Below are 25,665 nucleotides of genomic sequence, written 5' to 3' on the forward strand. Positions count from 1 at the left end.
GGCTTTCCTCCGGGCTTCCCTTCGGTCTTGCGTTTCCGACTCTATCAGATCTTTCCGATCCGATTTCCTCGGTGCTTTCCGGTCCCTTTTGTTTTCACTCCGGGGGCCTTTCGGTAGTTCCGACTTTATCAGATGATCTGAGTCGGAATTCCCGCCTTCCGGAGAACCGTTCAAGCGCACGGCGGCGCCGGGTGGTTCCCGATCTGGCGGAGCCGTAAACGTACTGGAGCGGGGCGCCCCGATGCAAATCGAGGGGCCCCGCTCCAGTGCTTGTGCTGGTCAGACCTCCACGACGACCGGAAGGATCATCGGGCGGCGGCGGTAGGTGTCGGAGACCCACTTGCCGACGCTGCGGCGGATCAGCTGCTGGAGCTGGTGGGGTTCGACGACGCCGTCCTGGAACGACTTGTTCAGGGCCTGGTCGATCTTCGGGATCACCGCGTCGAACGCGGAGTCGTCGATGCCGGAGCCCCGGGCGTGGACGTGCGGGCCGCCCACGATCTTGCCGGTCGAGGCGTCGACCACGACAAAGACCGAGATGATGCCCTCCTCGCCGAGGATGCGGCGGTCCTTGAGGGAGGTCTCTGTGACGTCGCCGACCGAGAGACCGTCGACGTACACGTAACCCGCCTGGACCTTGCCGGTGATCCGGGCGCGGCCGTCGACCAGGTCGACGACGACGCCGTCCTCGGCGATGACGATGTGGTCCTTGGGGATGCCCGTCTGGGCGCCGAGCTCGGCGTTGGCGCGGAGGTGGCGCCATTCGCCGTGGACCGGCATCAGGTTCTTCGGGCGGCAGATGTTGTAGAAGTACAGCAGCTCGCCGGCCGAGGCGTGGCCCGAGACGTGCACCTTGGCGTTGCCCTTGTGGACGACGTGCGCGCCCCAGCGGGTCAGACCGTTGATCACGCGGTAGACCGCGTTCTCGTTGCCCGGGATGAGGGACGAGGCCAGGATGACCGTGTCGCCCGGCACGATGCGGATCTGGTGGTCGCGGTTGGCCATGCGGGACAGGGCCGCCATCGGCTCGCCCTGGGAGCCCGTGCAGACCAGCACGACCTCGTCGTCCGGCAGGTCGTCGAGGGTCTTCACGTCCACGACGAGGCCGGCCGGGACCCGGAGGTAGCCCAGGTCGCGGGCGATGCCCATGTTGCGGACCATCGAGCGGCCGACGAAGGCGACCCTGCGGCCGTACTCGTGGGCGGCGTCGAGGATCTGCTGGATGCGGTGCACGTGGCTGGCGAAACTCGCCACGATGATCCGCTTCTGGGCGTTCGCGAAGACCGTGCGCAGGACGTTCGAGATGTCCTTCTCCGGCGGGACGAAGCCCGGGACCTCGGCGTTCGTGGAGTCCGAGAGGAGGAGGTCGATGCCTTCCTCGCTCAGACGCGCGAACGCGTGCAGGTCGGTGAGGCGGCCGTCCAGCGGGAGCTGGTCCATCTTGAAGTCGCCGGTGGCGACGGCCATGCCCGCGGGGGTGCGGATGGCGACCGCGAGCGCGTCCGGGATGGAGTGGTTGACCGCGATGAACTCGCAGTCGAACGATCCGAGGACCTCCCGGTCACCCTCCTTCACCTCGAGGGTGTAGGGGCGGATGCGGTGCTCCTGGAGCTTGGCCTCGATCAGGGCGAGGGTCAGCTTGGAGCCGATGAGCGGGATGTCCGGCTTGAGCCGGAGCAGGTAGGGGACGGCACCGATGTGGTCCTCGTGGCCGTGCGTGAGCACGATGCCTTCGATGTCGTCGAGACGGTCCCGGATGATGGTGAAGTCCGGCAGGATCAGGTCGACGCCGGGCTGCTCCTCCTCGGGGAAGAGGACGCCGCAGTCGACGATGAGCAGACGGCCGTCGAACTCGAAGACCGTCATGTTGCGGCCGATCTCACCGAGGCCACCGAGCGGGATGACGCGCAGGGCGCCCTTCGGCAGCTTCGGCGGGGCGCCGAGTTCAGGATGCGGATGACTCAAAAGACTCTCCTCACCACGCACGCCACGTACCCCTTGGCACGCGGCGGGCATGACATTCGTGCACTTGCTGGTGTCAGTGTTCAGTTGTGAAGTCCGTTGTCAGAGCTCTACCCCGCCTGCGGTCAGGTCGACCTTGAGCTGCTCGGTCTCCTGGGGGGAGAGCTCCACCAGCGGCGGCCGCAGCGGGCCGGCCGGGAGGCCCTGGAGGGCGAGGGCGGCCTTGGTGGTCATGACGCCCTGGGTGCGGAACATGCCGGTGTAGACCGGCAACAGCTTCTGGTGGATCTCGGTGGCCTTCTGGACCTCGCCGCCCAGGTGGGCGTCGAGGAGGGCGCGGAGCTCCGGGGTGACGACGTGGCCGACGACGGAGACGAAGCCGCAGGCTCCGACGGAGAGCAGGGGCAGGTTGAGCATGTCGTCGCCGGAGTACCAGGCGAGGCCGGAGCGGGCGATGGCCCAGCTGGCACGGCCGAGGTCGCCCTTGGCGTCCTTGTTGGCGACGATGCGCGGGTGCTCGGCGAGCCGGACGATCGTCTCGGTGTCGATCGGGACGCCGCTGCGGCCGGGGATGTCGTAGAGCATCACCGGGAGCTCGGTGGCGTCGGCGATGGCCGAGAAGTGCCGGTACAGGCCCTCCTGCGGGGGCTTGTTGTAGTACGGCGTCACGGCGAGCAGGCCGTGGGCGCCGTCGCGCTCGGCGGTGCGGGCGAGCTCGATCGAGTGGTGGGTGTCGTTGGTGCCGATGCCGGCCACGACGTGGGCGCGGTCGCCGACCGCCTCCAGGACCGCTCGTACCAGCTCCGATTTCTCCGCGTCGCTGGTGGTCGGGGACTCGCCGGTGGTGCCGTTGACGACGAGGCCGTCGTTGCCTGCGTCCACCAGGTGGGCGGCGAGTCGCTGGGCACCGTCGAGGTCGAGTGCGCCGTCCGCCGTGAACGGCGTGACCATGGCGGTGAGGACCCGCCCGAAGGGGGTCTGCGGAGTGGAGATCGGAGCCATGGGTAACACGCTACTCGCTGCTCAGCGCCGGGTGTCGCTTAGGGGGACAGGAGAAAGGAGCCCGGCGCTGCCTGCTCGGGGGTTCAGGCAGCGCCGGGTCCGTTTGATCAGCCTAGATGAACTTCGTGAAACGTCGCAATACGGACACTTCGCGTCGAGTGTTCGGACATCTGTGCGCCAAGAGGGCCGGAGGGCCCTTCCTGCGGAGTAGCGCCCAGGTCGGTGGGCTCGACCCCAAGGGTCCTCCTCGAGAATGAGATTCGGCCGCATTGGTGAAGAAGGGCACCAAAACGTCGGATCCGTCGTCTCTCCCTGTGAAGCATGACGACGACTGAGGAGAGTGGCTCTGATGTTCCGCCGGGATGAGGCCGTACCGTTCGCGTTCGTCGCGGAGGCCGACCACTTCCGCAGTAACGTCACTCCTCCGCCACGGGAGCGCCTCGGTGCCGCGCAGATCGTAGGCCGTACGCTGCTCGGGATGACGGTCGTGGCCGGTCTCGTGGGGTCGCTGATCTTCGGGATGCCTTCCCTGCAGTCCGGGGACTCCGCCACTCGTCAGCAGCAGTCCGCAGCCTCCGACAACCGCTGAGGTAGCCTCACCGGGCACTGCCCCTTCGAGCGTGCCTGTGAGTGAGGACCTGTCGTGCCCCTGCCCTTTCTGACGGCCGACCGTGCTTTTGACACGACCGACCACGTCGCCCTGCCGTTCGACGATCACGACCAGTGGCGGCGTCCGTACCGGCCGGGGTCCTGGCGGGTCGGGTCTGCCGCGCTGGCGCTGCTGCTGGCCTCGTTCGTGCTCCTCGCCGCCGTGATCATCACCGCGGCCGGAGCCTTCGACGGCGGGGCCGCCACCCTGGGCGTCGCCGTGCTCGTCATCCTGGCCGCCCTGCGGATGCTCCGTATGGGCACCTGGGTCAGCCGCGCCGGAGTGCGCCGCGTGGCGTTCCTCTCGACCGTCACCGTGCCATGGGCGAAGGTGACGTCCGTGCGGACCGTGCAGCAGCCGGTGCGCTGGCTGGGGCTCCCCCGTACCGTCCAGGGGCAGGCCCTGGTGCTCGGTCGGCAGGGTGATGAGCAGCTGATGCTGCTCACCGACCACAACGCCGACTTCCTCTCCCGGGTCGAGGCCTTCGACCGGGCGGCCGACACGGTCGAGGCCTGGAGCGCCGAGTACGGCGTGACCCCGGCCGTCACGCGCTGACCGGACGCCCCTCGTGGAGGGCGATGGCCCGCTGCATCGCCTTGCGGGCCCTGGGGGTGTCGCGGGCGTCGTGATAGGCGACCGCGAGCCGGAACCAGCAGCGCCAGTCGTCGGGTGAGTCCTCCGTCTCGGCCTTGCGCCGGGCGAAGACCTCGTCGGCGGAGTCGCGGTCGATGCGGCCGCCCTCCGTACGCTTCAGTTCGTCGACGGGCAGGCCGCCCTCCGCCTCCAGTTCGGTGGCGAGGCGGCCGGCCTGGCGCGCGAACCGGGTGTTCTTCCAGAGGAACCAGCCGCCGACACCGGGCAGGAGGAACGCCACCGCGCCCATGCCCATGGCGGCGGGCTCGCCGCTGAGGAGCAGCAGAACGCCCTCCATGGCCACCACGCCGAAGACGAGGACGAGGACGGTGGCCAGGAAGACGTACGTGATCTTTCCGCCCATGGCCGTCAGCCCAGGTCCAGGAAGTGCTCAAGGCCGAAAGTGAGGCCCGGGGCGGTGGTCACGCGGCGGGCGCCCAGGAGGATGCCCGGCATGAAGCTGGAGTGGTGCAGGGAGTCGTGGCGGACGGTGAGGGTCTCGCCCTCGCCGCCCAGCAGTACCTCCTGGTGCGCGAGCAGGCCCCGGAGCCGTACCGCGTGGACGGGGACGCCGTCGACGTCGGCGCCGCGGGCGCCGGCCAGGGCGGTGGTGGTGGCGTCCGGCTGGGGGCCGAGGCCGGCGTCGGCGCGGGCCGCGGCGATCAGCTGGGCCGTCCGGGTGGCGGTGCCCGAAGGGGCGTCCACCTTGTTCGGGTGGTGCAGCTCGACGACCTCGACCGACTCGAAGTACGGGGCGGCGATCTGGGCGAACCTCATGGTGAGGACCGCGCCGATGGAGAAGTTCGGGGCGATGAGGACGCCGGTCTCCGGAGAGGCGGCGAGCCAGGTCCGCAGCTGCGCGAGGCGCTCCTCGGTCCAGCCGGTGGTGCCGACGACCGCGTGGATGCCGTGGCGCACGCAGAAGTCGAGGTTCTCCATCACCGAGGCGGGAGTGGTCAGCTCGACGACGACCTGGGCTCCCGCGTCGGTGAGCGTCTCCAGCTTGTCGCCGCGGCCGAGGGCCGCGACCAGTTCCATGTCCTCGGCGGCCTCGACGGCCCTGACGGCCTCGGAGCCGATACGGCCCTGTGCTCCGAGGACCGCCACGCGCAGCTTGCTCATTGCTCTGGATTCCTTAGGGATCTCGGGGTCAGGAGACCGCGTGGTGGAGGCGGTCCGCCTGCTTGTCCTTCAGCGGGCCGATCACCGAGAGCGAGGGCCGCTGGGTCAGTACATCGCGGGCGACCTCCCGGACCTCGTCCGGGGTGACGGCCGCGATCCGGTCCAGCATGTCGTCGACGGACATCTGGGTGCCCCAGCACAGCTCGCTCTTGCCGATGCGGTTCATCAGCGCGCCGGTGTCCTCGAGGCCCAGCACCGTCGAACCGGAGAGCTGGCCGACGGCGCGGGCGATCTCGTCGTCCGTGAGGCCGTCGGACGCGACCTTGTCGAGCTCGTCACGACAGATCTTCAGGACGTCGTGGACCTGGCCCGGCCGGCAGCCCGCGTACACGCCGAAGAGACCGCAGTCGGCGAAGCCCGAGGTGTAGGAGTACACGCTGTAGGCCAGGCCGCGCTTCTCGCGGACCTCTTGGAAGAGGCGGGAGGACATGCCGCCGCCGAGGGCCGTGTTCAGCACGCCGAGGGCCCAGCGGCGCTCGTCGGTGCGGGCCAGGCCCGGCATGCCGAGGACCACGTGGGCCTGCTCGGTCTTGCGGTTGAGCAGCTCGACGCGGCCCGCCGCGCGCAGGGTGCGCCGGCCGTCGCGGGGGGCGACGGGGACGGCGTCGGTACGGGTGAGGGCGCCGGCCTTCTCGAAGGCGCGGCGGACCTGGCGTACCACCGTGGCGTGGTCGACGTTGCCCGCGGCGGCGACGACCAGGTGGGTCGGGTCGTAGTGCTTCTTGTAGAAGCGGGCGATCTGGCCGCGGGTGAGGCCGTTGACGGTGTCGACGGTGCCGAGGACCGGGCGGCCCAGCGGGGTGTCGCCGAACATCGTCTGCGCGAACAGTTCGTGGACGACGTCACCGGGGTCGTCCTCGGTCATCGCGATCTCCTCGAGGATGACGCCGCGCTCGGCGTCCACGTCCTCCTCCAGGATCAGCGAGCCCGTGAGCATGTCGCAGACTACGTCGATCGCCAGCGGCAGGTCGGTGTCGAGGACCCGGGCGTAGTAGCAGGTGTACTCCTTCGCCGTGAAGGCGTTCATCTCGCCGCCGACCGCGTCGATCGCGGCGGAGATGTCGAGGGCGGACCGCTTGTGGGTGCCCTTGAAGAGGAGGTGCTCCAGGTAGTGGGTCGCGCCGTTCAGCGTAGGCGTCTCGTCGCGGGAGCCGACGTGCGCCCAGATGCCGAAGGTGGCGGAGCGCACGGAGGGGAGGGTCTCGGTGACGATCCGCAGGCCCCCGGGGAGGGTCGTGCGGCGGACCGTGCCGATGCCGTCCTTGCCCGGGAGAAGCGTTTGGGTACGGGCGACGGCCCGCCCCTCCGAAGAGGGGCGGGCCGTCGTCACGGAACTACGGGACGTCACTGGTCGGTGTCGTCCTTGTCGTCCGCCGCGGCGTCCTCGTCCGCGATCACGGGGACCAGGGAGAGCTTGCCGCGCTGGTCGATCTCGGCGATCTCGACCTGGACCTTGGAGCCGATCGCGAGCACGTCCTCGACGTTCTCCACGCGCTTGCCACCGGCGAGCTTGCGGATCTGCGAGATGTGCAGCAGACCGTCCTTGCCGGGCATCAGGGAGACGAACGCACCGAAGGTGGTGGTCTTGACGACCGTACCCAGGTAGCGCTCGCCGACCTCCGGCATGGTCGGGTTGGCGATGCCGTTGATCACTGCGCGAGCGGCCTCGGCCTGCGAGCCCTGCGCGGCACCGATGTAGATGGTGCCGTCGTCCTCGATCGTGATGTCGGCGCCGGTGTCCTCCTGGATCTGGTTGATCATCTTGCCCTTGGGGCCGATGACCTCACCGATCTTGTCCACCGGGATCTTGACGGTGATGATCCGCGGCGCGTTCGGGGACATCTCGTCCGGAACGTCGATCGCCTCGTTCATCACGTCGAGGATGTGCAGACGCGCGTCACGGGCCTGCTTCAGCGCGGCGGCCAGGACCGAGGCGGGGATGCCGTCGAGCTTGGTGTCGAGCTGGAGCGCGGTGACGAAGGTCTTCGTACCGGCGACCTTGAAGTCCATGTCGCCGAAGGCGTCCTCCGCACCGAGGATGTCGGTGAGGGCGACGTAGTGCGTCTGGCCGTCGATCTCCTCGGAGATCAGACCCATGGCGATGCCGGCGACGGCGGCCTTGAGGGGCACACCGGCGTTCAGCAGCGACATGGTGGAGGCGCAGACCGAGCCCATCGACGTCGAACCGTTGGAGCCGAGGGCCTCGGACACCTGACGGATCGCGTAGGGGAACTCCTCGCGGGTCGGGAGGACCGGCACGAGGGCGCGCTCGGCGAGGGCGCCGTGGCCGATCTCGCGGCGCTTGGGCGAGCCCACGCGGCCGGTCTCGCCGACGGAGTACGGCGGGAAGTTGTAGTTGTGCATGTAGCGCTTGCGGGTCACCGGGGAGAGGGTGTCCAGCTGCTGCTCCATGCGGAGCATGTTGAGGGTGGTGACGCCCAGGATCTGGGTCTCGCCACGCTCGAACAGCGCCGAGCCGTGCACGCGCGGGATGGCCTCGACCTCGGCGGCGAGCGTACGGATGTCCGTGAGGCCGCGGCCGTCGATGCGGACCTTGTCCTTGATGATCCGCTCGCGGACCAGCTTCTTGGTCAGCGCGCGGTAGGCGCCCGAGATCTCCTTCTCGCGGCCTTCGAAGGCCGGGAGGAGCTTCTCGGCGGCGAGCTCCTTGATGCGGTCGAGCTCGGTCTCGCGCTCCTGCTTGCCGGCGATGGTGAGCGCCTTGGCGAGGTCGCCCTTGACGGCGGCGGAGAGCGCCTCCAGGACGTCGTCCTGGTAGTCCAGGAAGACCGGGAACTCGCCGGTGGGCTTGGCGGCCTTGGCGGCGAGGTCCGACTGTGCCTTGCAGAGGGCCTTGATGAAGGGCTTCGCGGCCTCGAGTCCGGCGGCGACGACCTCCTCGGTCGGCGCCTCGGCGCCGCCCTTGACGAGCTCGATGGTCTTCTCGGTGGCCTCGGCCTCGACCATCATGATCGCGACGTCGCCGTCATCGAGGACGCGACCGGCGACGACCATGTCGAAGACGGCGTCCTCGAGCTCGGTGTGCGTCGGGAACGCGACCCACTGGCCCTTGATCAGGGCGACACGGGTGCCGCCGATCGGGCCGGAGAAGGGCAGGCCGGCCAGCTGCGTGGAGCAGGAGGCGGCGTTGATCGCGACCACGTCGTAGAGGTGGTCGGGGTTGAGCGCCATGATCGTCTCGACGATCTGGATCTCGTTGCGCAGGCCCTTCTTGAAGGAGGGGCGCAGCGGCCGGTCGATCAGGCGGCAGGTGAGGACGGCGTCCTCGGAGGGGCGGCCCTCCCGGCGGAAGAAGGAGCCGGGGATCTTGCCGGCCGCGTACATCCGCTCCTCGACGTCGACCGTCAGGGGGAAGAAGTCGAGCTGGTCCTTGGGGCGCTTCGAGGCGGTGGTCGCCGAGAGGACCATCGTGTCGTCGTCCAGGTAGGCGACGGCGGAGCCGGCGGCCTGCTTGGCGAGGCGGCCGGTCTCGAAGCGGATGGTGCGGGTACCGAAGGTTCCGTTGTCGATGACGGCCTCGGCGTAGTGGGTCTCGTTCTCCACTATGGGTTTCTCCTACGTGTTCGTCTTTGCGTCCGGGGCCCGTGTGGCCGGGGACGGTGTTCGACGGGGGCGGAGAAGCGCGCCTCGGGTGCTGGCCGGTCTTCGATCGAAGCACCCGGAAGTCGTTTCCGGGGGCCACTACCGAGGACCGGCGGCGAGCCGGCGGCTCCTCGCTCGTCGTATGGGTTTGTGCGACCAGCCTAAATGGCGATACGCACTTTGTGCACGTACGGCAAAGGGAGCGGCCCCCTGAAAGTGGGAACCGCTCCCTCCGCAGCGTTCTCCATGGAACGGATTACTTGGCGCCGCCGGCCGCACCGCGACGGATGCCGAGGCGGTCGACCAGCGCACGGAAGCGCTGGATGTCCTTCTTGGCCAGGTACTGCAGCAGGCGGCGGCGCTGGCCGACCAGGATCAGCAGACCACGGCGGGAGTGGTGGTCGTGCTTGTGCTGCTTGAGGTGCTCGGTCAGGTCCGAGATGCGGCGGGAAAGCATGGCGACCTGGACCTCGGGGGAGCCGGTGTCGCCCTCCTTGGTGCCGAACTCGGTCATGATCTGCTTCTTGACAGCGGCGTCGAGAGCCACGCGGATCTCCTCTTTGGTCTTCGTGCGCCCGTGAGTGCCCCTGGTCTAGGTCTCAGGGGAAGCTTCCGTGACTCGACGGGCGAAGGTCCGATGGGCGCAGCTTCCAGAGGCTTCCGACCGAGTCGGGGGCATTCCGGGAGCGCGTACACAAACGGCCGTCACACAGCGTACCAGCTCGCCGGAGCGCCCCCGGATGCCCTCCTCTACTTGCTGGTGAGGGAGCGGACCGCCGAGAAGACGTCGAGGACGGCGAGGCAGAGGGGGACGAGGGAGAGCAGGACGAAGGCCTCGGCCAGGTCGAGGAGGCGGCCCCAGAACGGTGAGAGGCCCTTCCTCGGGATGATCAGGCCGATCGCGGTGATCAGCGCGGCGCCGGAGGCGACGGCCGCGGTGAGCCAGATCGTGCGGATGTCCAGGCCGCCCCGGTCGCCGTACATCAGGAGGTCCTTGACCAGGTCGGCCGGCGGGTTGAGGGAGAGGCCGAGGACGAGCAGGGCGATGGCGGCGATGCCCGCGACGAGGACGCAGGCGACCTGCGAGGTGTAGCGGAAGAGGCGGGCTCGCAGCAGCATCGCCAGGCCCGCGGCGAGGGCGAGGAGCTGGCCCCAGACGTTTTCGGCGAAGCCGAGGACGGCGGCGGAGCCGACGACGACGGCCGCGCAGCCGCCGACCAGGCCGAGGAGCATCTCGTGGCCGCGGCGGGCCTGGAGCGCGATGCGCTCGCCGTCGACGGGCTGCGCGTCCTCGCCGGCCGGGTGCTGCGGGTCGCCGAGGAACTCCTCGTCGGCGGCGCTGCGCGGGGCGGCGTAGCCGATGGGGAGTCGGGCGAAGCGGGCGGAGAGGCCGGGCAGGAAGGCGACGAGGCCGATGGCGACGGGCGCGCAGACGGCGGCGGTCTCGGTGGCGGTGGTCTCGGTGAGGATCGCGAGGAAGGTGGCGAGGGTGCCGACGCCGGCGAGGAAGGTGGCGGCGACGAAGGGCGCGTCGCCGCTGGGGGTGAGCGCGACGAGGGCCACCGAGGCGACGAGGACGGTGACGCAGCCGAGCAGGAACTGCAGGCGGCCGGGGCCCGCGCCGGCGTCCGGGCCGACGATGCCGGAGCCGGCGATGAGCAGCAGCGGCAGCGCGCCGAGGCCGAGGGCGACGGCGGTCGCCCGGTCCGCGTACACGCGGGCGCGTACTCCGGCGAAGGCGGTGAGGAGGAATCCGGCGGCGCCCGCGATGATGCCGGGCAGGCTGTGCATGTCGTGGCGGACCGGATCGGCGAACCAGAGGACGAAGCCCATCAGGACGAGGAGCAGTACGCCGCCGAGGAGTCCGGCGCCGCGCAGCAGTTCGTCGCCCCACAGGTGCCGGTCGCGGGTGACGGCGGAGGCGACGGCGTCGGACACGTCGTCGTAGACGGCGGGTGGCAGGGACTGGGCGAACGGGCGCAGGGAGAGCACCTCGCCGTCGAGGACCTGCTGGGCGGCGAGGGTGCGGGCGCCGTCGAGGACGGATCCGTCCCGGCGGACCAGGTGGTAGCCGGTGGGGGTGCCGGCGGCCTGGGTCTGTCCGGTGAGCCGCAGGATCTCCGGGTAGACGTCGGCGACGGCGATGTCCTCCGGGAGCGCGACGTCGATGCGGCTGTCCGGCGCCACGACGGTGACGCGGCAGAAGCCGGTCGCTGCGGTCGTACTCACGTGTGTGGACCCCCTGATTCGCGGTTGCGCACGATGCGCGCGCCACCCTACCGGGGACCGCCGGTGGGGGCTGCAAGTAGGATCGCCGTCCCATGGGGGAAGTCCGTGCGCCCGGCTGCCGACAGGGGTGCCGGGCGGATGCTCCCGCCACGAACCCGCCTCCAACGAGGGATTGATGCGCCGGTGAGCCAGATCGTCGTCAAACGCCCGCCGAGGTCTCTTCCGCCGGAAGTGCCCGGTGAGGAACTGGTCCTGGAGTCTCCGCCGGAACTTCCGCGGGGACAGCAGGAGTCGGCGTTGATGCAGCTCCTGCCGATGCTGGGCATGGGTTCGTCGGTGGTGTTCTTCTTCATGACGCCGTCTCCGATCATGCGGATCATGGGCACCCTGATGCTGGCGTCGACGATCGCGATGGCGGTCGCCCAGTTCGTCAGATTCCGTCGCGGTACGCAGGGGCAAATGGCCGATGTCCGCCGCGACTACCTCAAATACCTCGCGCAGACCCGGCGTACGGTCCGGCGCACGGGCCGCAGGCAGCGGGACGCCCAGCTGTATCTGCACCCCTCCCCCGAGCAGTTGTGGTCGGTCGTGGCCGAGGGCTCGCGGGTGTGGGAGCGCCGGGTCGGCGACCACGACTTCGGGCAGGCGCGGATCGGGCTCGGCGCGCAGCAGTTGGCGACGCCGCTCGTGGCGCCGGACACCGCGCCGGTGGACGAGCTGGAGCCGCTGTGCGCGGGGGCGATGCAGCAGTTCCTCGCGGTGCACGGCACGTTGGACGGGCTGCCGATGGCGGTCTCGATGCGGGCCTTCTACCACGTGACGGTGTCGGGTGAGGCGGAGTCGGCGCAGGCGGCGGCGCGTGCGCTGGTGGCGCAGCTGGCGACCCTGCACTCCCCCGAGGACCTGGTGGTCGCGGTGGTCGCGGCGCGGGCCTCGCAGGAGCGGTGGGACTGGGTGAAGTGGCTGCCGCACACCCAGGTGCCCGGACAGGTCGACGGGGCCGGTACGAAGCGGTTGTTCGGCGACGACCTGGGCGAGCTGGAGAACCTGATCCGCTCCAAGCTGGACGGGCGGCCCCGGTTCTCCCGGGACAACCAGCCGGTGCTCGACCAGCCGCACGTGGTCGTGGTCCTGGACGGCGGGATGGTGCCGCCCGACTCGCTGCTCGCGGCGGCCGAGGGGCTCCAGGGCGTGACCATCGTGGAGGTCGTCTCGGGCGAGCTCGACGAGCCGCGCGGCGGCCTCTCGGTGGTCGTACGGCCGGGCCGGCTGTCGCTGGAGTTCGGCGGCGGCTTCGCGTACGAGGGGCTGCCGGACGGCATCTCGCTGCCGGCGGCCGAGGCCCTGGCGCGCCAGCTGGCGCCGTTGCGGATGGGCGGCGGGGACGACGACGAGCCGCTGCTCGCCAATCTGGACTTCACGGATCTGCTGAACCTGGGCGACGCGGCCTCGGTGGACGTGGCGCGGACCTGGCGGCCGCGGTCGGTGGCCGAGCGGCTGCGGGTGCCGATCGGTGTCGGTGAGGACGGTCAGCCGGTCATGCTGGACCTGAAGGAGGCCGCGCAGGAGGGCATGGGCCCGCACGGTCTGTGCGTGGGTGCGACGGGTTCCGGCAAGTCGGAGCTGCTGCGGACGCTGGTGCTGGGGCTGGCGGTGACGCACTCCTCGGAGACGCTGAACTTCGTCCTCGCCGACTTCAAGGGCGGCGCGACCTTCGCGGGCATGTCGCAGATGCCGCACGTGGCGGCGGTCATCACCAACCTGTCGGACGACCTGACCCTGGTCGACCGTATGGGCGACGCGATCCGCGGTGAGCTCCAGCGTCGCCAGGAGCTGCTGCGGTCGGCCGGCAACTACGCCAACATCCACGACTACGAGAAGGCACGGGCCGCCGGCGCCCCGCTCGAACCGCTGGCTTCGCTGGTTCTCGTGATCGACGAGTTCTCCGAACTTCTCACCGCCAAGCCCGACTTCATCGACATGTTCATCCAGATCGGCCGGATCGGCCGCTCGCTCGGTGTGCACCTGCTGCTGGCCTCGCAGCGCCTGGAGGAGGGCAAGCTGCGCGGCCTCGACACGTATCTGTCGTACCGGATCGGTCTGCGGACCTTCTCGGCGGCGGAGTCGCGGACGGCGATCGGCGTGCCGGACGCCTATCACCTGCCGTCGGTGCCCGGTTCGGGCTATCTGAAGTTCGGTACGGACGAGATGACCCGCTTCAAGGCGGCGTACGTCTCGGGGACGTACCGGACGGGCGGCCCGCGCCTGGAGATCGGGCAGATGCCGGTGGAGCGGCGTCCCGCGCTGTTCACGGCGGCGCCGGTACCGGTGGTGTACGCGGCGCCCGACCCGGCGTACCTCACGGCACGGCGTGCGGAGGAGGACGACGCGCTCGCGGACACGGTCCTCGACGTGATCGTGCGGCGGCTGGAGGGGCAGGGGGTGCCGGCGCACCAGGTGTGGCTGCCGCCGCTCGACCAGGCGCCCTCGCTCGACCAGCTGCTTCCGGGGCTCGCGCAGACGGCGGACCGGGGGCTCACGGCCACGGAGTACACGCGTCAGGGCGGGCTCACGGTGCCGCTCGGCCTCATCGACAAGCCGTTCGAGCAGCGGCGCGAAGTGCTGTACCGGGACTTCTCGGGCGCGGCCGGTCACATGATGGTGGTCGGCGGTCCGCAGTCCGGGAAGTCGACGATCATGCGGACGCTGGTCTCGTCGTTCGCGCTCACCCACACCCCGGCCGAGGTGCAGTTCTACTGCCTGGACTTCGGCGGCGGCGGCATGAGCTCGCTGGCCGACCTGCCGCACGTCGGCGGGGTGGCGTCCCGGCTCGACCCCGAGCGGGTGCGCCGGACGGTCGCCGAGGTGATGGGGGTGCTCAACCGGCGGGAGGAGTTCTTCCGTACGCACTCCATCGACTCGATGACGACCTACCGGCGCAAGCGGGCCGCCGGCGACCTGCCGGGCGAGGCCTGGGGTGACGTCTTCCTGGTCGTGGACGGCTGGGGCAGCTTCCGCAACGACTACGACATGCTGGAGCCGATCGTCGCCGACATCGCGGCGCGCGGTCTGGGGTACGGCATCCACGTGGTGATCACCGCCTCCCGGTACATGGAGGTGCGGGCGGCGCTCAAGGACCAGATGCTGGGCCGGCTGGAGCTGCGGCTCGGTGACGTCATGGACTCCGAGTTCGACCGCAAGGTCGCGGCGAACGTGCCGCCGGGGGTGCCCGGGCGCGGCCAGGTGCAGGAGAAGCTGCACTTCATGGGGGCGCTGCCGCGGATCGACGGGTCGAGTTCGTCCGCCGACCTGTCGGAGGGCACGTCGGCGTTCGTGCAGGCGGTGAAGGCGAGCTGGACCGGGGCGCCGGCGCCCGCCGTCCGGCTGCTGCCGCGCAAGCTGCCCGCGGAGCGGCTGCCGAAGGGCTTCGAGTACCCGCAGCACGGCATCGCGATCGGCATCGACGAGACGAACCTGGAACCGGTGTTCGTCGACTTCGAGTCGGACCCGTTCTTCCTCGTCTTCGGCGAGAGCGAGTCCGGCAAGACGGCGCTGCTCCGGCTCATCGCGAAGCAGCTGTGCGAGCGGTACACGCCGGAGCAGGCGCGGATCGTGGTGGGCGACTACCGGCGGACGATGCTGGAGGCGGTGGCGCCCTCGCACCTGCTGGAGTACGCGCCGATGGCCTCGGCCATGCAGATGCACATGGAGGCCATCGCCACGGTGATGACGAAGCGGGCGCCGAAGCCCGACATCACCCCGCAGCAACTGCGCGACCGGAGCTGGTGGTCGGGTCCGCAACTGTTCGTCCTCATCGACGACTTCGAGCTGGTGGCGACCAACTCGGGGAACCCGCTCGCGGTCCTGGTGGAGAACCTGCCGTTCGCGCGGGACGTCGGCATCCGGTTCATCGTGGCCCGCAACCAGGCGGGTGCCTCGCGGGCGATGTACGAGCCGTTCATGCAGCGGATGCGGGAGTTGGGCGCGCAGGGGGTGATCCTCTCCGGCGACCCGCAGGAGGGCGACATCCTCGGCAACGTCCGGGCGCGGCCGATGCCGCAGGGCCGGGGCACGTTCGTGTCGCGGAAGCGGGGTGCGCCGCTGGTGCAGCTGGGCTGGCTGCCGGAACAGCACTGAGCGGAGCGGTCCCTCCCACTACTGTGGGAGGGACCGCCGTACCACCGCGAAGGGAACGCGCCGATGACCGACGCCCACCAGACCAGCACCGAGAGCGCGGACGCCGCCCTTGCCGCCGAGAAGCAGCGGCAGAAGGACGAGCTGTACGCGCTGGACATCTCCGGCGTCGAGTGGCAGGGCGCGCCGGGGACGAGCCCGGACGAGGAGCGGGTCGAGATCGCACGGCTCCCGGAGGGGGCGGTGGCGATGCGTTCGTCCCTCGACAAGGAGACGGTGCTGCGTTACACGAAGGCCGAGTGGGACGCGTTCGTCCTCGGCGCCCGGGACGGCGAGTTCGACCTGCGGTAGGCGCGGGACAGGCGTGAGGGGGTGGCCCGTCGGACGGGCCACCCCCTCACGCGTGTCCGCGGGATGTCACATGCGGAAACGGGCCGCGTTGCCGCGGTCGGTGTCCTGGTAGCCGACGACCGACTCGTCGAGGAGCGTGGCGATGCGCGCCAGGTCCTGGTTCATGCCGGCCATGTCGCGGGTGAGGCGGTCCTGGGTCTCGCGGTACGCGATCTTGGCCTCACCCTCCCAGTTGCTGGCGACGCGGTTGACCTCGGCCATGAGGTCGTCGAGCTTCTGGGTGAGGGTGGTGGAGGTCAGGCGGGTGTCGGCCGCCGCCTGGGTCACCGTGTCGTAATTGACCGCAGTGGTCATGGTGTTGACTCCTGAGTGAGAGTGGCGCGGAGGTGTGGTCGAGTGGCTCAGACGCCGAGGATGGCGCTCTGGTTGCCGCCGCCACCGGCGCCGCCGCTGGCGTCCATCGTGCGGAAGGACCGCAGACGGTCCTCCTCCTCGCGCGAGAAGCCGTCGGCGCTCATGCGCATCATCTCTTCGAGCTTGGAGAGTTCCTGGCGCATGCTGCGCAGGCGCTGGTTCAGGTCGTTCTGGACCCGGTCGTACTCCTTGCTCGCAGCGCCCTGCCAGCCCGCCTGGACGCGGTCGACCACGCCGTTGAGGTTGGTGATGCGGGACTGGAGCTCGTCGGAGAAGTCCTGGATCCGGCCGGCGAGCTTGACTTGTTCGGCACTGGTTACGTTCAGGTCTTTCGACATCTTGCCCCTTCTTCCTTCGGTGGCGTCGACGGCTCGGCCGTCGGGCCTTCCGTTCGTGATGCGGACGGGAATCTTCTGATGCCGCCCCCGTGCTGGGCTCGCACTGCCGTGCGCCCCGCGGTCACTTTAGCCATTGGCGGCGGCAGTTCCAACTGCAAAGGACAGTCCGGATACTTGACCGGTACGCGGGTCAACGGGCCCCTCTGCGGCGGCGGCTGTCGCGGATCACGGTGGCGGTTCCGGCGACCACGGCCACCAGGACGACACCGATTCCCAACGCGTAGGTGGCGAGCCGTTCGGTGCGCTCCTGGGGCGTCTCCGACAGCGCCAGGCGGGCCGGCTCGGGGGCCGGCGGCTTGGGCGGGGCCGGGTCGGCCGTGGGCGAGGAGGGCGGTGTCCCCGGGACGTCGGCCAGCGCCCTCACCGGGTCGACGACGCCCCAACCGACGTGGTTGTCACGTCCGTTGACCGAGCGGACGGCGGTCTGCTCGATCCGGGCGACGATCTGGGCCGCCGTCCACTCCGGGTGCTCGGCGCGGAGCAGGGCGGCGACACCGGCGACGTACGGGGCGGAGAAGCTGGTGCCGTTGTCGACGCACTGGCCGCCGCCGGGGACGGTGGAGACGATGTCGACGCCGGGGGCGGCGACGCCCACGAAGGTGCCGGACTGGGAGAAGGCGGCGCGCTCGTTGTTCCGGTCGGACGAGGCGACGGCGAGGACGCCGGGGAAGGCGGCCGGGTACGTGGTCTTGAGCTTGCCGTCCATGCCGTCGTTGCCGGCGGAGGCGACGACGACGACGTTCTCCCTGAGCGCGGCGGCCACGGACTTGGCCATGGGCGAGTCGGCGTCGAGGGTCTGGGTGGTGTCCTGCGAGATGTTGATGACGTGGGCGCCCTTGGCGACGGCGTGGTCGATCGCGAGGGCCATCGTGTCGGACTTGCCGCTGTTCTTCTCGTCGTTCTGCCGGATCGGGATGATCGTCGCCTCGGGGGCGAGACCGACGAAGCCGGTGCCGGCGCGGGGGCGGGCGGCGATGATGCCGGCGACCTTGGTGCCGTGGCCGACGTCGTCGACGGTGCCGTCGGTCTTGCCGCGCAGCTCGTCGCCGAAGCCGGGGTTCTTCTTGTCGGGCTTGAGGTAGTCCTTGCCCGCCTTGGCGTCGACGGCGGTCCGCAGCTGCGGGTTGACATCGTCGACGCCCGTGTCGATGACGGCGACCCGGACGCCCTTGCCCTTGGTGTCCTGCCACAGCTCGTCGAGGAGGACCCGCTGGAGCGGCCAGGGGATGCCCTCGATCTGCTTCTTCATGGGGAAGGTGCACTCGCCGCTGCCGTCGAGGGCGGGTCCCCCGGGGCGCGGCGCGGCGGCCGCGGCGGGCGTCGCGAGGAGGGCGGTGAGGGCGCCCGCGGTGAGCAGGGCGGCCGTGCGGTACGTGGTCGTCACCGGTGCCACCCCCTAGGAGCCCTGCGGCTGACGTGCGCTGTTGGTGTCGAGCCGGGGGCCCTTCGAGAGGAACTCCGACCATTCGATCGGGACGAGGGCCGGCACGACCTTCTCGTAGCCGAGACGCTTCTGTGCCTCGCTGGGTTCCGGGCGTCCGTCGGTCGGCTTCTCCTTGTCCCCGGCGCCGATCTCGGAGCGGGCGGAGTCGCTGTCGCCGTTGGCCTGGACGGCGTAGCGGAGGCCGGTGTCGGTGACCAGGAACAGCGAGCCGTCGGGCGTCTTCTGCCTGCCCTGGATCTGGGTGTAGAGCAGACCGGTGCCCGGGGTGACGTACGTACTGGTGCCGCCCGCTGTGATGTCGGCGGGGTACTTGGTGCCGGCCCAGGTGGCGAGGGTCGTCCCGCCCTTCTCGTCGACGCCGGTGAGGACGCTGCACACGGTGTCGCGGGCGCTCCCGCCGGTGGAGACGTTGACCTGGGTGGACTTCAGGCGCGGCCAGCGCACCTCACCGTGGAAGACGGTGGGGTCCGGGACGAACGAGGACGCGTCGACGGTGGTCGGGGTGCCGTCCATGTCGAGGACACGGGTCTGCGGGGAGTTGATGATGAGCCAGGCGGTGAAGGAGGTGACCGGCTGGACCCTTCCGGCGAGCACGACGTAGTGCTGGGGTCCGGAGCCGGTCTGGGCGAGCAGGACCATGCCGATCCGGTTCTCGGTCCCGTTCAGGCCGTCGCCCGGGACGCCCGCGTGGGTGCCGACGTCTCCTTCGATGTGCGGGAAGTCCACCGGGTCACCGGTGTTCAGGGTGGCGAGCCAGTCGTCGGTGACGGGCTGCGGCTCCCGGCCGAGGCCGACGAGGGCGGTGAGCAGTCCGGTCCGGTCGGCCTTCACCGGGTACTTGGTGCCCTTGTGGTCGACGAGGAACTGGGCGGAGTCCTTCTGCCCCTTGACGTACAGGATCTGCCCGTCCTTGAGGCGGCCCGCGCCCTCGGTGCGGCTGAGGTCCCGCTCGGCGAAGAGGAAGGTCGCCTTCTGGACGCTGGCGCCCGTGCCGCCGCCGGGCTGTTCGCAGACGGCCCAGCGCTTGGGCTTGCCCGCGTCGTCGGCGGTGGGCAGCCGGTCGGGGGCGTACGGGATGCCGAGGATGGGGCCGCGCGGCGGCTTGCCCTCGTCGAGCTTCTTGTCGGCGACCTGGACGACCTGGAACTGGTCGGGGTTGAGGAGGAGTCGTGCGGAGGCGAGGTTGAGGACGGGGTGGAGCAGGGTCTTCTTGTCCTTGTCCTTGCCGGTCTCCAGGACCACGTACCGGGTCGTCGACTGCTTGCCGACGATCACCCGCGTGCCGGGGACGTCCCAGCCCTTGGGGGCCTGGGGACTGAACATGCCCCAGGCGCCGAAGCCGGCGACGACGAGCGCGGCGACGATCAGGCCCGGGACGATCGCGCGCAGCGGCCTCGGTGCCCCCTCCTCCGTGCCGGAGGGCGAGGGTTGGAGGAATGCCGCCACCGTGCGCTTCTTCGCAAAGGTGTACGCGTTGAGCTCGTCCCGCCGCGATGCCATGAGTCCCCATTCTCGTCAGGCGCGATCTTCGCGCGGGAGCCGGGGGAGTGGCACCCGGGCCCCGGCCGTCGGACCGGCCCCCTACTATGCCTGCTGTCCCGACGGGTTCGTGGGGCGGGTAGGGTGATCCGGCCGCCAAAGCCCTGGCAGGCCAGGGTGATCGGGACGAATTGAGGGGGATTCTCCATCATGGCTTCCGCGACGCGGACGCGGCCCGCCGCGGCCACCGCCTCCGAACCCCCGTCCACGGGGCCCGTCTCCTCGGTCTCGCCGAGACTCCAGGCGCGTCCGGGACACTTCGGTTCGTTCCAATTGCAACAGCTCGTACTGATCGAGGTGGCGGCGGCCCTGCTGGTCGTCGCCTGGGTCGTCGAGCCGATGCTGCTCGTGCCGGCGGGTGTGGTCGCCGTCGTGCTCCTGCTCCTCGCCGTCGTACGCCGGCACCGGCGCTCCCTGCCCGAGTGGCTCGGCACGTTCCTCGCGCTGCGGGCCCGCACCCGCCGGGCGGCCTCCCTCACGGTGCCCGAGGGCACCGAGCCGGGGTTCGCGCCGGTCGTGGAGTGCGACCCGGCGCTGCGGACCTACGCGTACAGCGACCGTGACCGGCGCCCGGTCGGCATGGTCGGCGACGGCACGTTCCTGACCGCGGTCCTGCGCGTGGAGTCGGACGGCACCGCCCTGCGTCCGGACCGCGCGGCGCGGCCGCTGCCCGTCGGGCTCGTCCGGGACGTGCTGAGCGTGGACGGCATCCGCCTCGAGTCGGCGCAGATCGTGCAGCACACCCAGCCGGCGCCCGCGCCGCACCTGCCCGCGCAGTCCCTGGCCGCGCGCAACTACGGGCCGCTGCAGGCGCAGACGGGTTCGCCCGCGGTGCGGATCACCTGGATCGCGCTCAAGCTCGACCCCGAACTGTGCCCGGAGGCGGTCGCCGCGCGCGGCGGGGGCGTACGGGGCGCGCAGAAGTGCGTGGTTCGGGCGGCGGACCAGCTGGCGAGCCGGCTCGCGGGCGCCGGGTTCCGGGCGAGCGTGCTGACGGAGCAGGAGCTCACGTCGGCGCTCGCCACCTCGACCTGTGCGAGCCCGATGGCGATAGCGCAGGCGGGCCGGGGGCAGCCGCTGGGGCGGCGCACCCAGGAGACCGCGCGGACCTGGCGGGTGGACGACCGGCGGCACACGACGTACTGGGTGGGGCGCTGGCCCCAGCTGGGCGGGCAGGGCGGCGGGGCGGGGGCCTCGATGCCTCAGCTGGTGGCGCTGCTGACCTCGCTGCCCGCGCTGGCGACGACGTTCAGCCTGACGCTGAGCGGCGGGGACCGGCAGGAGGTGACGGTGGCCGGGCACGTACGGATCACCGGGCGCAGCGACGAGGAACTGGTGGCGGCGCGGCACGAACTGGAGCGTGCGGCGCGCGGGGTGAGGACGGGTCTGGTGCGGCTGGACAGGGAACAGGTGCCGGGCGTCCTCGCGACGCTTCCGCTGGGGGGTGCGCGCTGATGTCCCACTCCGCCTCCCCCTTCGGCACGCCGGCCCGCTCCGGCAGGCCGGCCCCGCGCGGTACGGATCCCAGGGGTACGGACGCCGGGGGTACGGGTCGGGGCACCCGGCCCCGGTTCGGTTTCGGGCTCGTCGGCCCGCGCCGCGACAAGCACTCCGTCCCCCTCGACCAACTCGACGCACTGGCCCTGCCGGTCGGCGACGACGGCATGGTGATCGGTGTCGACGCCGAGAACCGCCCCGCGGTGCTCGGCATCAACCGGCCCGTCCCGTACGACGTCACCCTCATCGGCGGGCTCTGGACCGCGCAGGTGCTGGCCCTCCGGGCCGCCGCGACGGGTGCCCGGGTGGCGGTCGAGACCGGCCGCGCGCAGGCGTGGACGGCGCTCGCGCAGGCCGCGGGCGGTGGCCAGCCGTGCATCTCCCTGCACGACGTGGGACGGGTGCCGCCCCAGGGCGCGTCCGCCGGCAGTCCGGTGGTCGTGGTGCGCGACTGCGGCATGCGTCCGCCGCGCGGCCGGGTCGTGTCGGCGCCCTGGCAGTCGGTGGTGACGCTGCTGCCGTACCTGAGCCCGGTCGCCCCCCGGCTCCTGGAGAAGTCCTCGCTGGTCGGCGTGCAGCGGGTGTCCCCCGACGAGGCCACGCAGATCGGCCGCATCATGAGCCTGCCGCGGCACGAGTACGAGGCGCTGTCCACGCTCGCGGACGGGGTGACCCTCTGGTGCACGCCGGGCGACCGCCAGTTCGTGATGACCCAGGCGACCGACGCCGAGACCGGATTGTTGGGCGGCGCGCGCCGGATGGACTGAACGGCGACCGCAGACCATGGAGTTGCTCAATTACGTCCATTTTTGCATCGTTTTGAACGGTCGGGGTTTTCACTCTGCGGCGTGGTCGGGTCACTTGGGGGCCGGACCGGGTCACGGGGAGGGGTACGGAGGGGCCGTCGGCCCTGCCCGGGGGGTGCCCGCGCCGATTAGGCTGGAAGGGCCCCGCCCACAACGGCACAAGGGTGCTCGACCACACCAGGAGGCAAAGTGAACGGCGATCGCGACGAGATCCACGGGGGTTGGAATCCATCCGCCGACGATCAGTCCGACGCGGATCCCGCCGAGCTGACGGGTGAGTTCACCATCGACTACACCCCGCCCGCCTGGTACACGCAGAACGCGTCGGGCGGTACGGGGGCGGGCGGTGCCACTCCCCCGCCGCCGAGCGGCGCACCGCTCGGCGTTCCGGGCCTCCCGACCGGCAGCGGCTTCGAGCCCGGCGGTGTGGGGGCGGGTCCGGTGGGTGCGGGTCCGGTCGGCGCGGCTCCCGTGGGCGCGGCTCCGGTAAGTGCGGGTCCGGTAGGGGCGGCTCCGGTAGGTACAGCTTCCGTCGGTGGCGGTCCGTCGGGTGTGGGTGTGCCCTCTGGCGGTGCCGCTCCCGTCGGGGCGCCTCAGGTCGGGGCGCCTCAGGTCGGGGCGCCTCAGGTCGGGGCGCCTCAGGTCGGGGCGCCGCACGCCGGGGCCGCTCCCGTGGTCGGAGCCGGGGCCTCTGTGGCCGGCGGTTCGTGGTCGGGCGGGTCTTCCGCGGACGGTTCCCCGCCGGGGTCCTCGGCGGCGGGTGATCCGGCGCCGGTGCCCGTCGGCTCCTCGTCGAGCACCTCGACGCCGGGCGCTCCCGTACCTCCCTCCTCACTCCCGGGTGCTTCGGCGCCCGCGTCCGCGTCCGTTCCCTCGCCGGAGTCGTCCTTCGACGCCGCGGACGTCGAGAGCGGTGCGACCGTGCGCTTCTCCCCCGCCGCGCTCCATCGCGAGATGGCGGAGCGCGCGGCGGAGTCCTCCGCCGCGTCGCCGACACCGCACGCCGCGGAAGGCGCCGACGCGGTTCGGACGCCGGACGAGGCCCAGGGTTCAGGGGCCCGGCCCGGCGAAGCCGACGGCGCCCGAGAGCCCGGGTTCACTCCCACCGGAGCCGCCGACGGCACCTCCGCCGCGAGCACGACCGACAGCACCTCGGCCGAGTCCGGCCCCGCCGCGACGAGCACCGACGCGGCCGAGGCCTCCGACGAGCCGGACGAGGACGGGTCGGGCGCGGAAGGCCGGACCCCCGCCTCCGAGACCCACGACGAGACCCACGACGAGGCCGACGGCGACCCCCACGGCGAGACGGCCGCCGAGACGACCCCGGCGCTTCCGGCGACCGCGGAGGCTCCAGAGGCCCCGGCCGCCGACGGCGCCGACACGGGCCCGGTCACCGACGCCCTTCCCGCCGAGGCCCCCGGCGGTGCCGCGGCCCCGGACGCGCAGCCGGCCCCGCCCGCCGCTCCCGCCGCCTACCCGCCCGCCGGCGCATCGCAGGGTTTCGGCCCGGGTGCCGCTCCCGGGCCCCTTCCGGCCGCCGGGCCGGGGGCCGGCACCGGGTTGCCGCCGCTGCCGCCGTCCTTCCAGCCTGCCGCCCCCGGGCCCGCCCAGCAGTGGCCCGCGCAGCCGGCCCCGGGTGCGCAGCCGGCGCCCCAGACCGCGCCGTTGCCGCCCGCCGCCGCGTGGCCGGCGCCCCAGACCCCGGCCGCGCCCGGCGCCGTCCCACCGCAGCCGCAGCCGCAGCCGCAGGCCCAGCCGCCCGGCTCCTACGGCTATCCGCAGGCCCCCCAGCAGCCCGCCCCGCAGGGCGGCTACGGCTTCCCGCACCCCGGGACGCCTCCGCAGCAGGGCGGTTACGGCTACCCGCTGGGGGCACCTCCCGGGTCGCAGGGCCCAGGGGGACAGCCCGCGCCCCCCGGTGGTGTGCCGCCGCAGGCGCAGGTGTCGGGCGGCGGTTACGGCTATCCGCACCCCGCCGCCGTACCCCCGCAGCCCTCCGTCCCCCAGCCGCAGTACGACGCGCAGCCGCCCGTCGATCCGCGGACCGGGGCCGCCTGGCCCTCGCCCGTGACGCACGACCAGCGCGAGCGGTCCGTGCCGGGTGCGCCCCTCGGGTACAACGCGGCCGTGGAGCTCTCCTCCGACCGGCTCCTCCGCAACAACAAGCAGAAGCCCAAGTCCAGCCGGAACCCCGGCGGTGCCGCCGCCCGCTTCAAGCTCGGCGGGAAGAAGGAGGAGGCGGAGCGGCAGCGCAAGCTGGAGCTGATCCGTACGCCGGTCCTCTCCTGCTACCGGATCGCGGTCATCTCGCTCAAGGGCGGTGTCGGCAAGACCACGACGACGACGGCGCTCGGCGCGACCCTGGCGACCGAGCGGCAGGACAAGATCCTGGCGATCGACGCCAACCCGGACGCCGGCACCCTGGGCCGCCGGGTGCGGCGCGAGACCGGGGCGACCATCCGCGACCTGGTGCAGGCGATCCCGTACCTCAACTCGTACATGGACATCCGCCGCTTCACCTCGCAGGCGCCGTCCGGCCTGGAGATCCTCGCCAACGACGTGGACCCGGCCGTCTCGACGACCTTCAACGACGAGGACTACCGGCGGGCGATCGACGTCCTGGGCAAGCAGTACCCGATCATCCTGACGGACTCGGGTACGGGTCTGCTGTACAGCGCGATGCGCGGGGTGCTCGACCTCGCCGATCAGCTGATCATCATCTCCACGCCCTCCGTGGACGGCGCCTCCAGCGCGTCGACGACGCTGGACTGGCTCTCCGCGCACGGCTACGCGGATCTGGTGCAGCGCTCCATCACGGTCATCTCCGGAGTCCGCGAGACCGGCAAGATGATCAAGGTCGAGGACATCGTGCAGCACTTCCAGACGCGCTGTCGCGGGGTCGTGGTGGTCCCCTTCGACGAGCACCTGTCGGCCGGTGCCGAGGTGGACCTCGACATGATGCGGCCGAAGACCCGGGAGGCGTACTTCCACCTCTCGGCGATGGTGGCCGAGGACTTCGTACGGGCCCAGCAGGCGCAGGGGCTCTGGACCGGCGACGGCCAGGGCGCGATGCCTCCGCACATGGCCCCGCCGATCCCGGGACACCAGATGCCCGGCCAGCCCCTGCCGGGTCAGCCCATGCCCGGACAGCAGGTACCCGGACAGCCCATGCCCGGACAGCAGGTACCCGGGCAGCCCGTGCCCGGACAGCAGGTGCCGGGGCAGTTCGCCCCGGGGCAGCCGGTAGCGGGTCAGCCGTACGGACATCCGCCGGCGCCCGGACAGCCCTACCCGCCGCAGCAGCCCTACGGACAGCCGCCGGCGCAGGGGCAGCCCTACGGCGCGCAGCCCGCGCCCGGCCAGCCGTACGCGGCGCAGCCCATGCCGGGGCAGCCGATGCCCGGCCAGCAGGTACCCGGTCAGCCCATGCCGGGGCAGCCCGCGCCGGGGCAGCCGTACGGTGCGCCGCCCGCCGCGGGTCAGCCGTACGGAGCACAGCCCGCGCCCGGACAACCGTTCGGCGCGCCCCCCGGTCAGCCCGGCATGCCCCAGGGCTGGCAGCAGCCGGCGCCCGGTCAGCCGCTGCCCCCACAGGCCGATCCGCAGGATCCCGGCACCGGTTCGGCGCCGGGGCACGACCAGGGCGAGCCCCAGGTCCCGCCCCCGTACTGGCACGGGCAGCAGCCCCCGCAGGCACCGCCAGCCTCTCAGCAGTAAGGCGTCACAGGAGTAGACCAATGAGGCCCCGTACCGGTCCCCCGGTACGGGGCCTCTCGGCATTCCCGCAGCCCACAAGGGGTTTGACGGATCGTTGACGACGGC

Annotated in this window: 19 protein-coding genes; 7 read left to right on the plus strand and 12 right to left on the minus strand. The window is 71.6% G+C overall.

Annotated features, from left to right (window positions below; translation table 11 throughout):
- Positions 1–279: 279 nt before the first annotated feature.
- Both ABZ567_RS31415 and dapA read right to left on the minus strand, forming a co-directional pair.
- Positions 280–1,965 carry a ribonuclease J gene (locus ABZ567_RS31415; RefSeq protein WP_360796595.1) on the minus strand — a complete coding sequence of 562 codons (1,686 nt, stop codon included), beginning with the start codon at positions 1,963–1,965 and terminating at the stop codon, positions 280–282.
- A gap of 99 nt (positions 1,966–2,064) precedes the next feature.
- The gene (gene dapA, locus ABZ567_RS31420; protein ID WP_360796598.1) at positions 2,065–2,964 is read right to left on the minus strand and encodes a 4-hydroxy-tetrahydrodipicolinate synthase; all 900 of its coding nucleotides are present in this window, start codon (positions 2,962–2,964) and stop codon (positions 2,065–2,067) included.
- Positions 2,965–3,313: 349 nt separating this feature from the next.
- Between dapA and ABZ567_RS31425 the strand changes: the two genes are divergently transcribed.
- Positions 3,314–3,553: a hypothetical protein gene (locus tag ABZ567_RS31425; protein ID WP_360796601.1), complete on the plus strand. Its 240-nt coding sequence runs from the start codon at positions 3,314–3,316 to the stop codon at positions 3,551–3,553.
- 54 nt (positions 3,554–3,607) lie between these two features.
- Positions 3,608–4,168, plus strand: coding sequence for a hypothetical protein (locus ABZ567_RS31430; RefSeq protein WP_360796604.1), 561 nt, complete (start codon positions 3,608–3,610; stop codon positions 4,166–4,168).
- Here ABZ567_RS31430 and ABZ567_RS31435 read toward each other — a convergent pair.
- The 6 genes from ABZ567_RS31435 to eccD all read right to left on the minus strand — a co-directional run bounded on the left by ABZ567_RS31435 (position 4,158) and on the right by eccD (position 11,260).
- A complete protein-coding gene (locus tag ABZ567_RS31435; RefSeq protein WP_360796607.1) occupies positions 4,158–4,610 on the minus strand; it encodes a hypothetical protein in 453 nt (150 codons plus the stop codon). The two genes, ABZ567_RS31430 and ABZ567_RS31435, sit on opposite strands and share 11 nt — an antisense overlap.
- A gap of 5 nt (positions 4,611–4,615) precedes the next feature.
- The gene (gene dapB, locus ABZ567_RS31440) at positions 4,616–5,368 is read right to left on the minus strand and encodes a 4-hydroxy-tetrahydrodipicolinate reductase (RefSeq protein WP_360796610.1); all 753 of its coding nucleotides are present in this window, start codon (positions 5,366–5,368) and stop codon (positions 4,616–4,618) included.
- A gap of 28 nt (positions 5,369–5,396) precedes the next feature.
- The gene (locus tag ABZ567_RS31445; RefSeq protein ID WP_360796612.1) at positions 5,397–6,776 is read right to left on the minus strand and encodes a pitrilysin family protein; all 1,380 of its coding nucleotides are present in this window, start codon (positions 6,774–6,776) and stop codon (positions 5,397–5,399) included.
- Positions 6,773–8,992: a polyribonucleotide nucleotidyltransferase gene (locus ABZ567_RS31450; RefSeq protein ID WP_360796615.1), complete on the minus strand. Its 2,220-nt coding sequence runs from the start codon at positions 8,990–8,992 to the stop codon at positions 6,773–6,775. Before ABZ567_RS31450 ends, ABZ567_RS31445 begins: the two co-directional genes overlap by 4 nt.
- 295 nt (positions 8,993–9,287) lie before the next feature.
- Positions 9,288–9,578, minus strand: coding sequence for a 30S ribosomal protein S15 (gene rpsO / locus ABZ567_RS31455; RefSeq protein ID WP_056565800.1), 291 nt, complete (start codon positions 9,576–9,578; stop codon positions 9,288–9,290).
- A 203-nt stretch (positions 9,579–9,781) separates the two neighbouring features.
- A complete protein-coding gene (eccD, locus tag ABZ567_RS31460; protein WP_360796618.1) occupies positions 9,782–11,260 on the minus strand; it encodes a type VII secretion integral membrane protein EccD in 1,479 nt (492 codons plus the stop codon).
- A 183-nt stretch (positions 11,261–11,443) separates the two neighbouring features.
- Between eccD and eccCa the strand changes: the two genes are divergently transcribed.
- Both eccCa and ABZ567_RS31470 read left to right on the plus strand, forming a co-directional pair.
- A complete protein-coding gene (gene eccCa, locus ABZ567_RS31465) occupies positions 11,444–15,397 on the plus strand; it encodes a type VII secretion protein EccCa (protein WP_360796621.1) in 3,954 nt (1,317 codons plus the stop codon).
- 63 nt (positions 15,398–15,460) lie between these two features.
- Positions 15,461–15,745, plus strand: a complete 285-nt coding sequence (locus ABZ567_RS31470) for a DUF397 domain-containing protein (protein ID WP_360796624.1) — start codon at positions 15,461–15,463, stop codon at positions 15,743–15,745.
- A 66-nt stretch (positions 15,746–15,811) separates the two neighbouring features.
- On the opposite strand, the gene ABZ567_RS31475 is transcribed toward ABZ567_RS31470, so the two are convergent.
- The 4 genes from ABZ567_RS31475 to eccB all read right to left on the minus strand — a co-directional run bounded on the left by ABZ567_RS31475 (position 15,812) and on the right by eccB (position 19,501).
- Entirely contained in the window at positions 15,812–16,099 is a 288-nt protein-coding gene (locus ABZ567_RS31475) for a WXG100 family type VII secretion target (protein WP_351220701.1), read from the minus strand.
- 47 nt (positions 16,100–16,146) lie between these two features.
- Positions 16,147–16,497 carry a WXG100 family type VII secretion target gene (locus ABZ567_RS31480; protein ID WP_360796628.1) on the minus strand — a complete coding sequence of 117 codons (351 nt, stop codon included), beginning with the start codon at positions 16,495–16,497 and terminating at the stop codon, positions 16,147–16,149.
- Positions 16,498–16,687: 190 nt separating this feature from the next.
- Positions 16,688–17,941: a type VII secretion-associated serine protease mycosin gene (gene mycP, locus ABZ567_RS31485; protein WP_360796631.1), complete on the minus strand. Its 1,254-nt coding sequence runs from the start codon at positions 17,939–17,941 to the stop codon at positions 16,688–16,690.
- Positions 17,942–17,953: 12 nt separating this feature from the next.
- Entirely contained in the window at positions 17,954–19,501 is a 1,548-nt protein-coding gene (gene eccB, locus ABZ567_RS31490) for a type VII secretion protein EccB (protein ID WP_360796634.1), read from the minus strand.
- A 189-nt stretch (positions 19,502–19,690) separates the two neighbouring features.
- Here eccB and eccE point away from each other — a divergent pair, with 189 nt between their 5' ends.
- The 3 genes from eccE to ABZ567_RS31505 all read left to right on the plus strand — a co-directional run bounded on the left by eccE (position 19,691) and on the right by ABZ567_RS31505 (position 25,560).
- The gene (gene eccE, locus ABZ567_RS31495) at positions 19,691–20,995 is read left to right on the plus strand and encodes a type VII secretion protein EccE (protein ID WP_360796637.1); all 1,305 of its coding nucleotides are present in this window, start codon (positions 19,691–19,693) and stop codon (positions 20,993–20,995) included.
- A complete protein-coding gene (locus tag ABZ567_RS31500; protein WP_360796640.1) occupies positions 20,995–21,804 on the plus strand; it encodes a hypothetical protein in 810 nt (269 codons plus the stop codon). Before eccE ends, ABZ567_RS31500 begins: the two co-directional genes overlap by 1 nt.
- Before the next feature lie 228 nt (positions 21,805–22,032).
- Complete coding sequence (locus ABZ567_RS31505) at positions 22,033–25,560, plus strand: SCO5717 family growth-regulating ATPase (protein WP_360796643.1); 3,528 nt, start codon at positions 22,033–22,035, stop codon at positions 25,558–25,560.
- The last annotated feature ends 105 nt before the right edge of the window (positions 25,561–25,665 follow it).

Source organism: Streptomyces sp. NPDC016459 (genome assembly GCF_040632845.1).
Classification (GTDB): domain Bacteria; phylum Actinomycetota; class Actinomycetes; order Streptomycetales; family Streptomycetaceae; genus Streptomyces.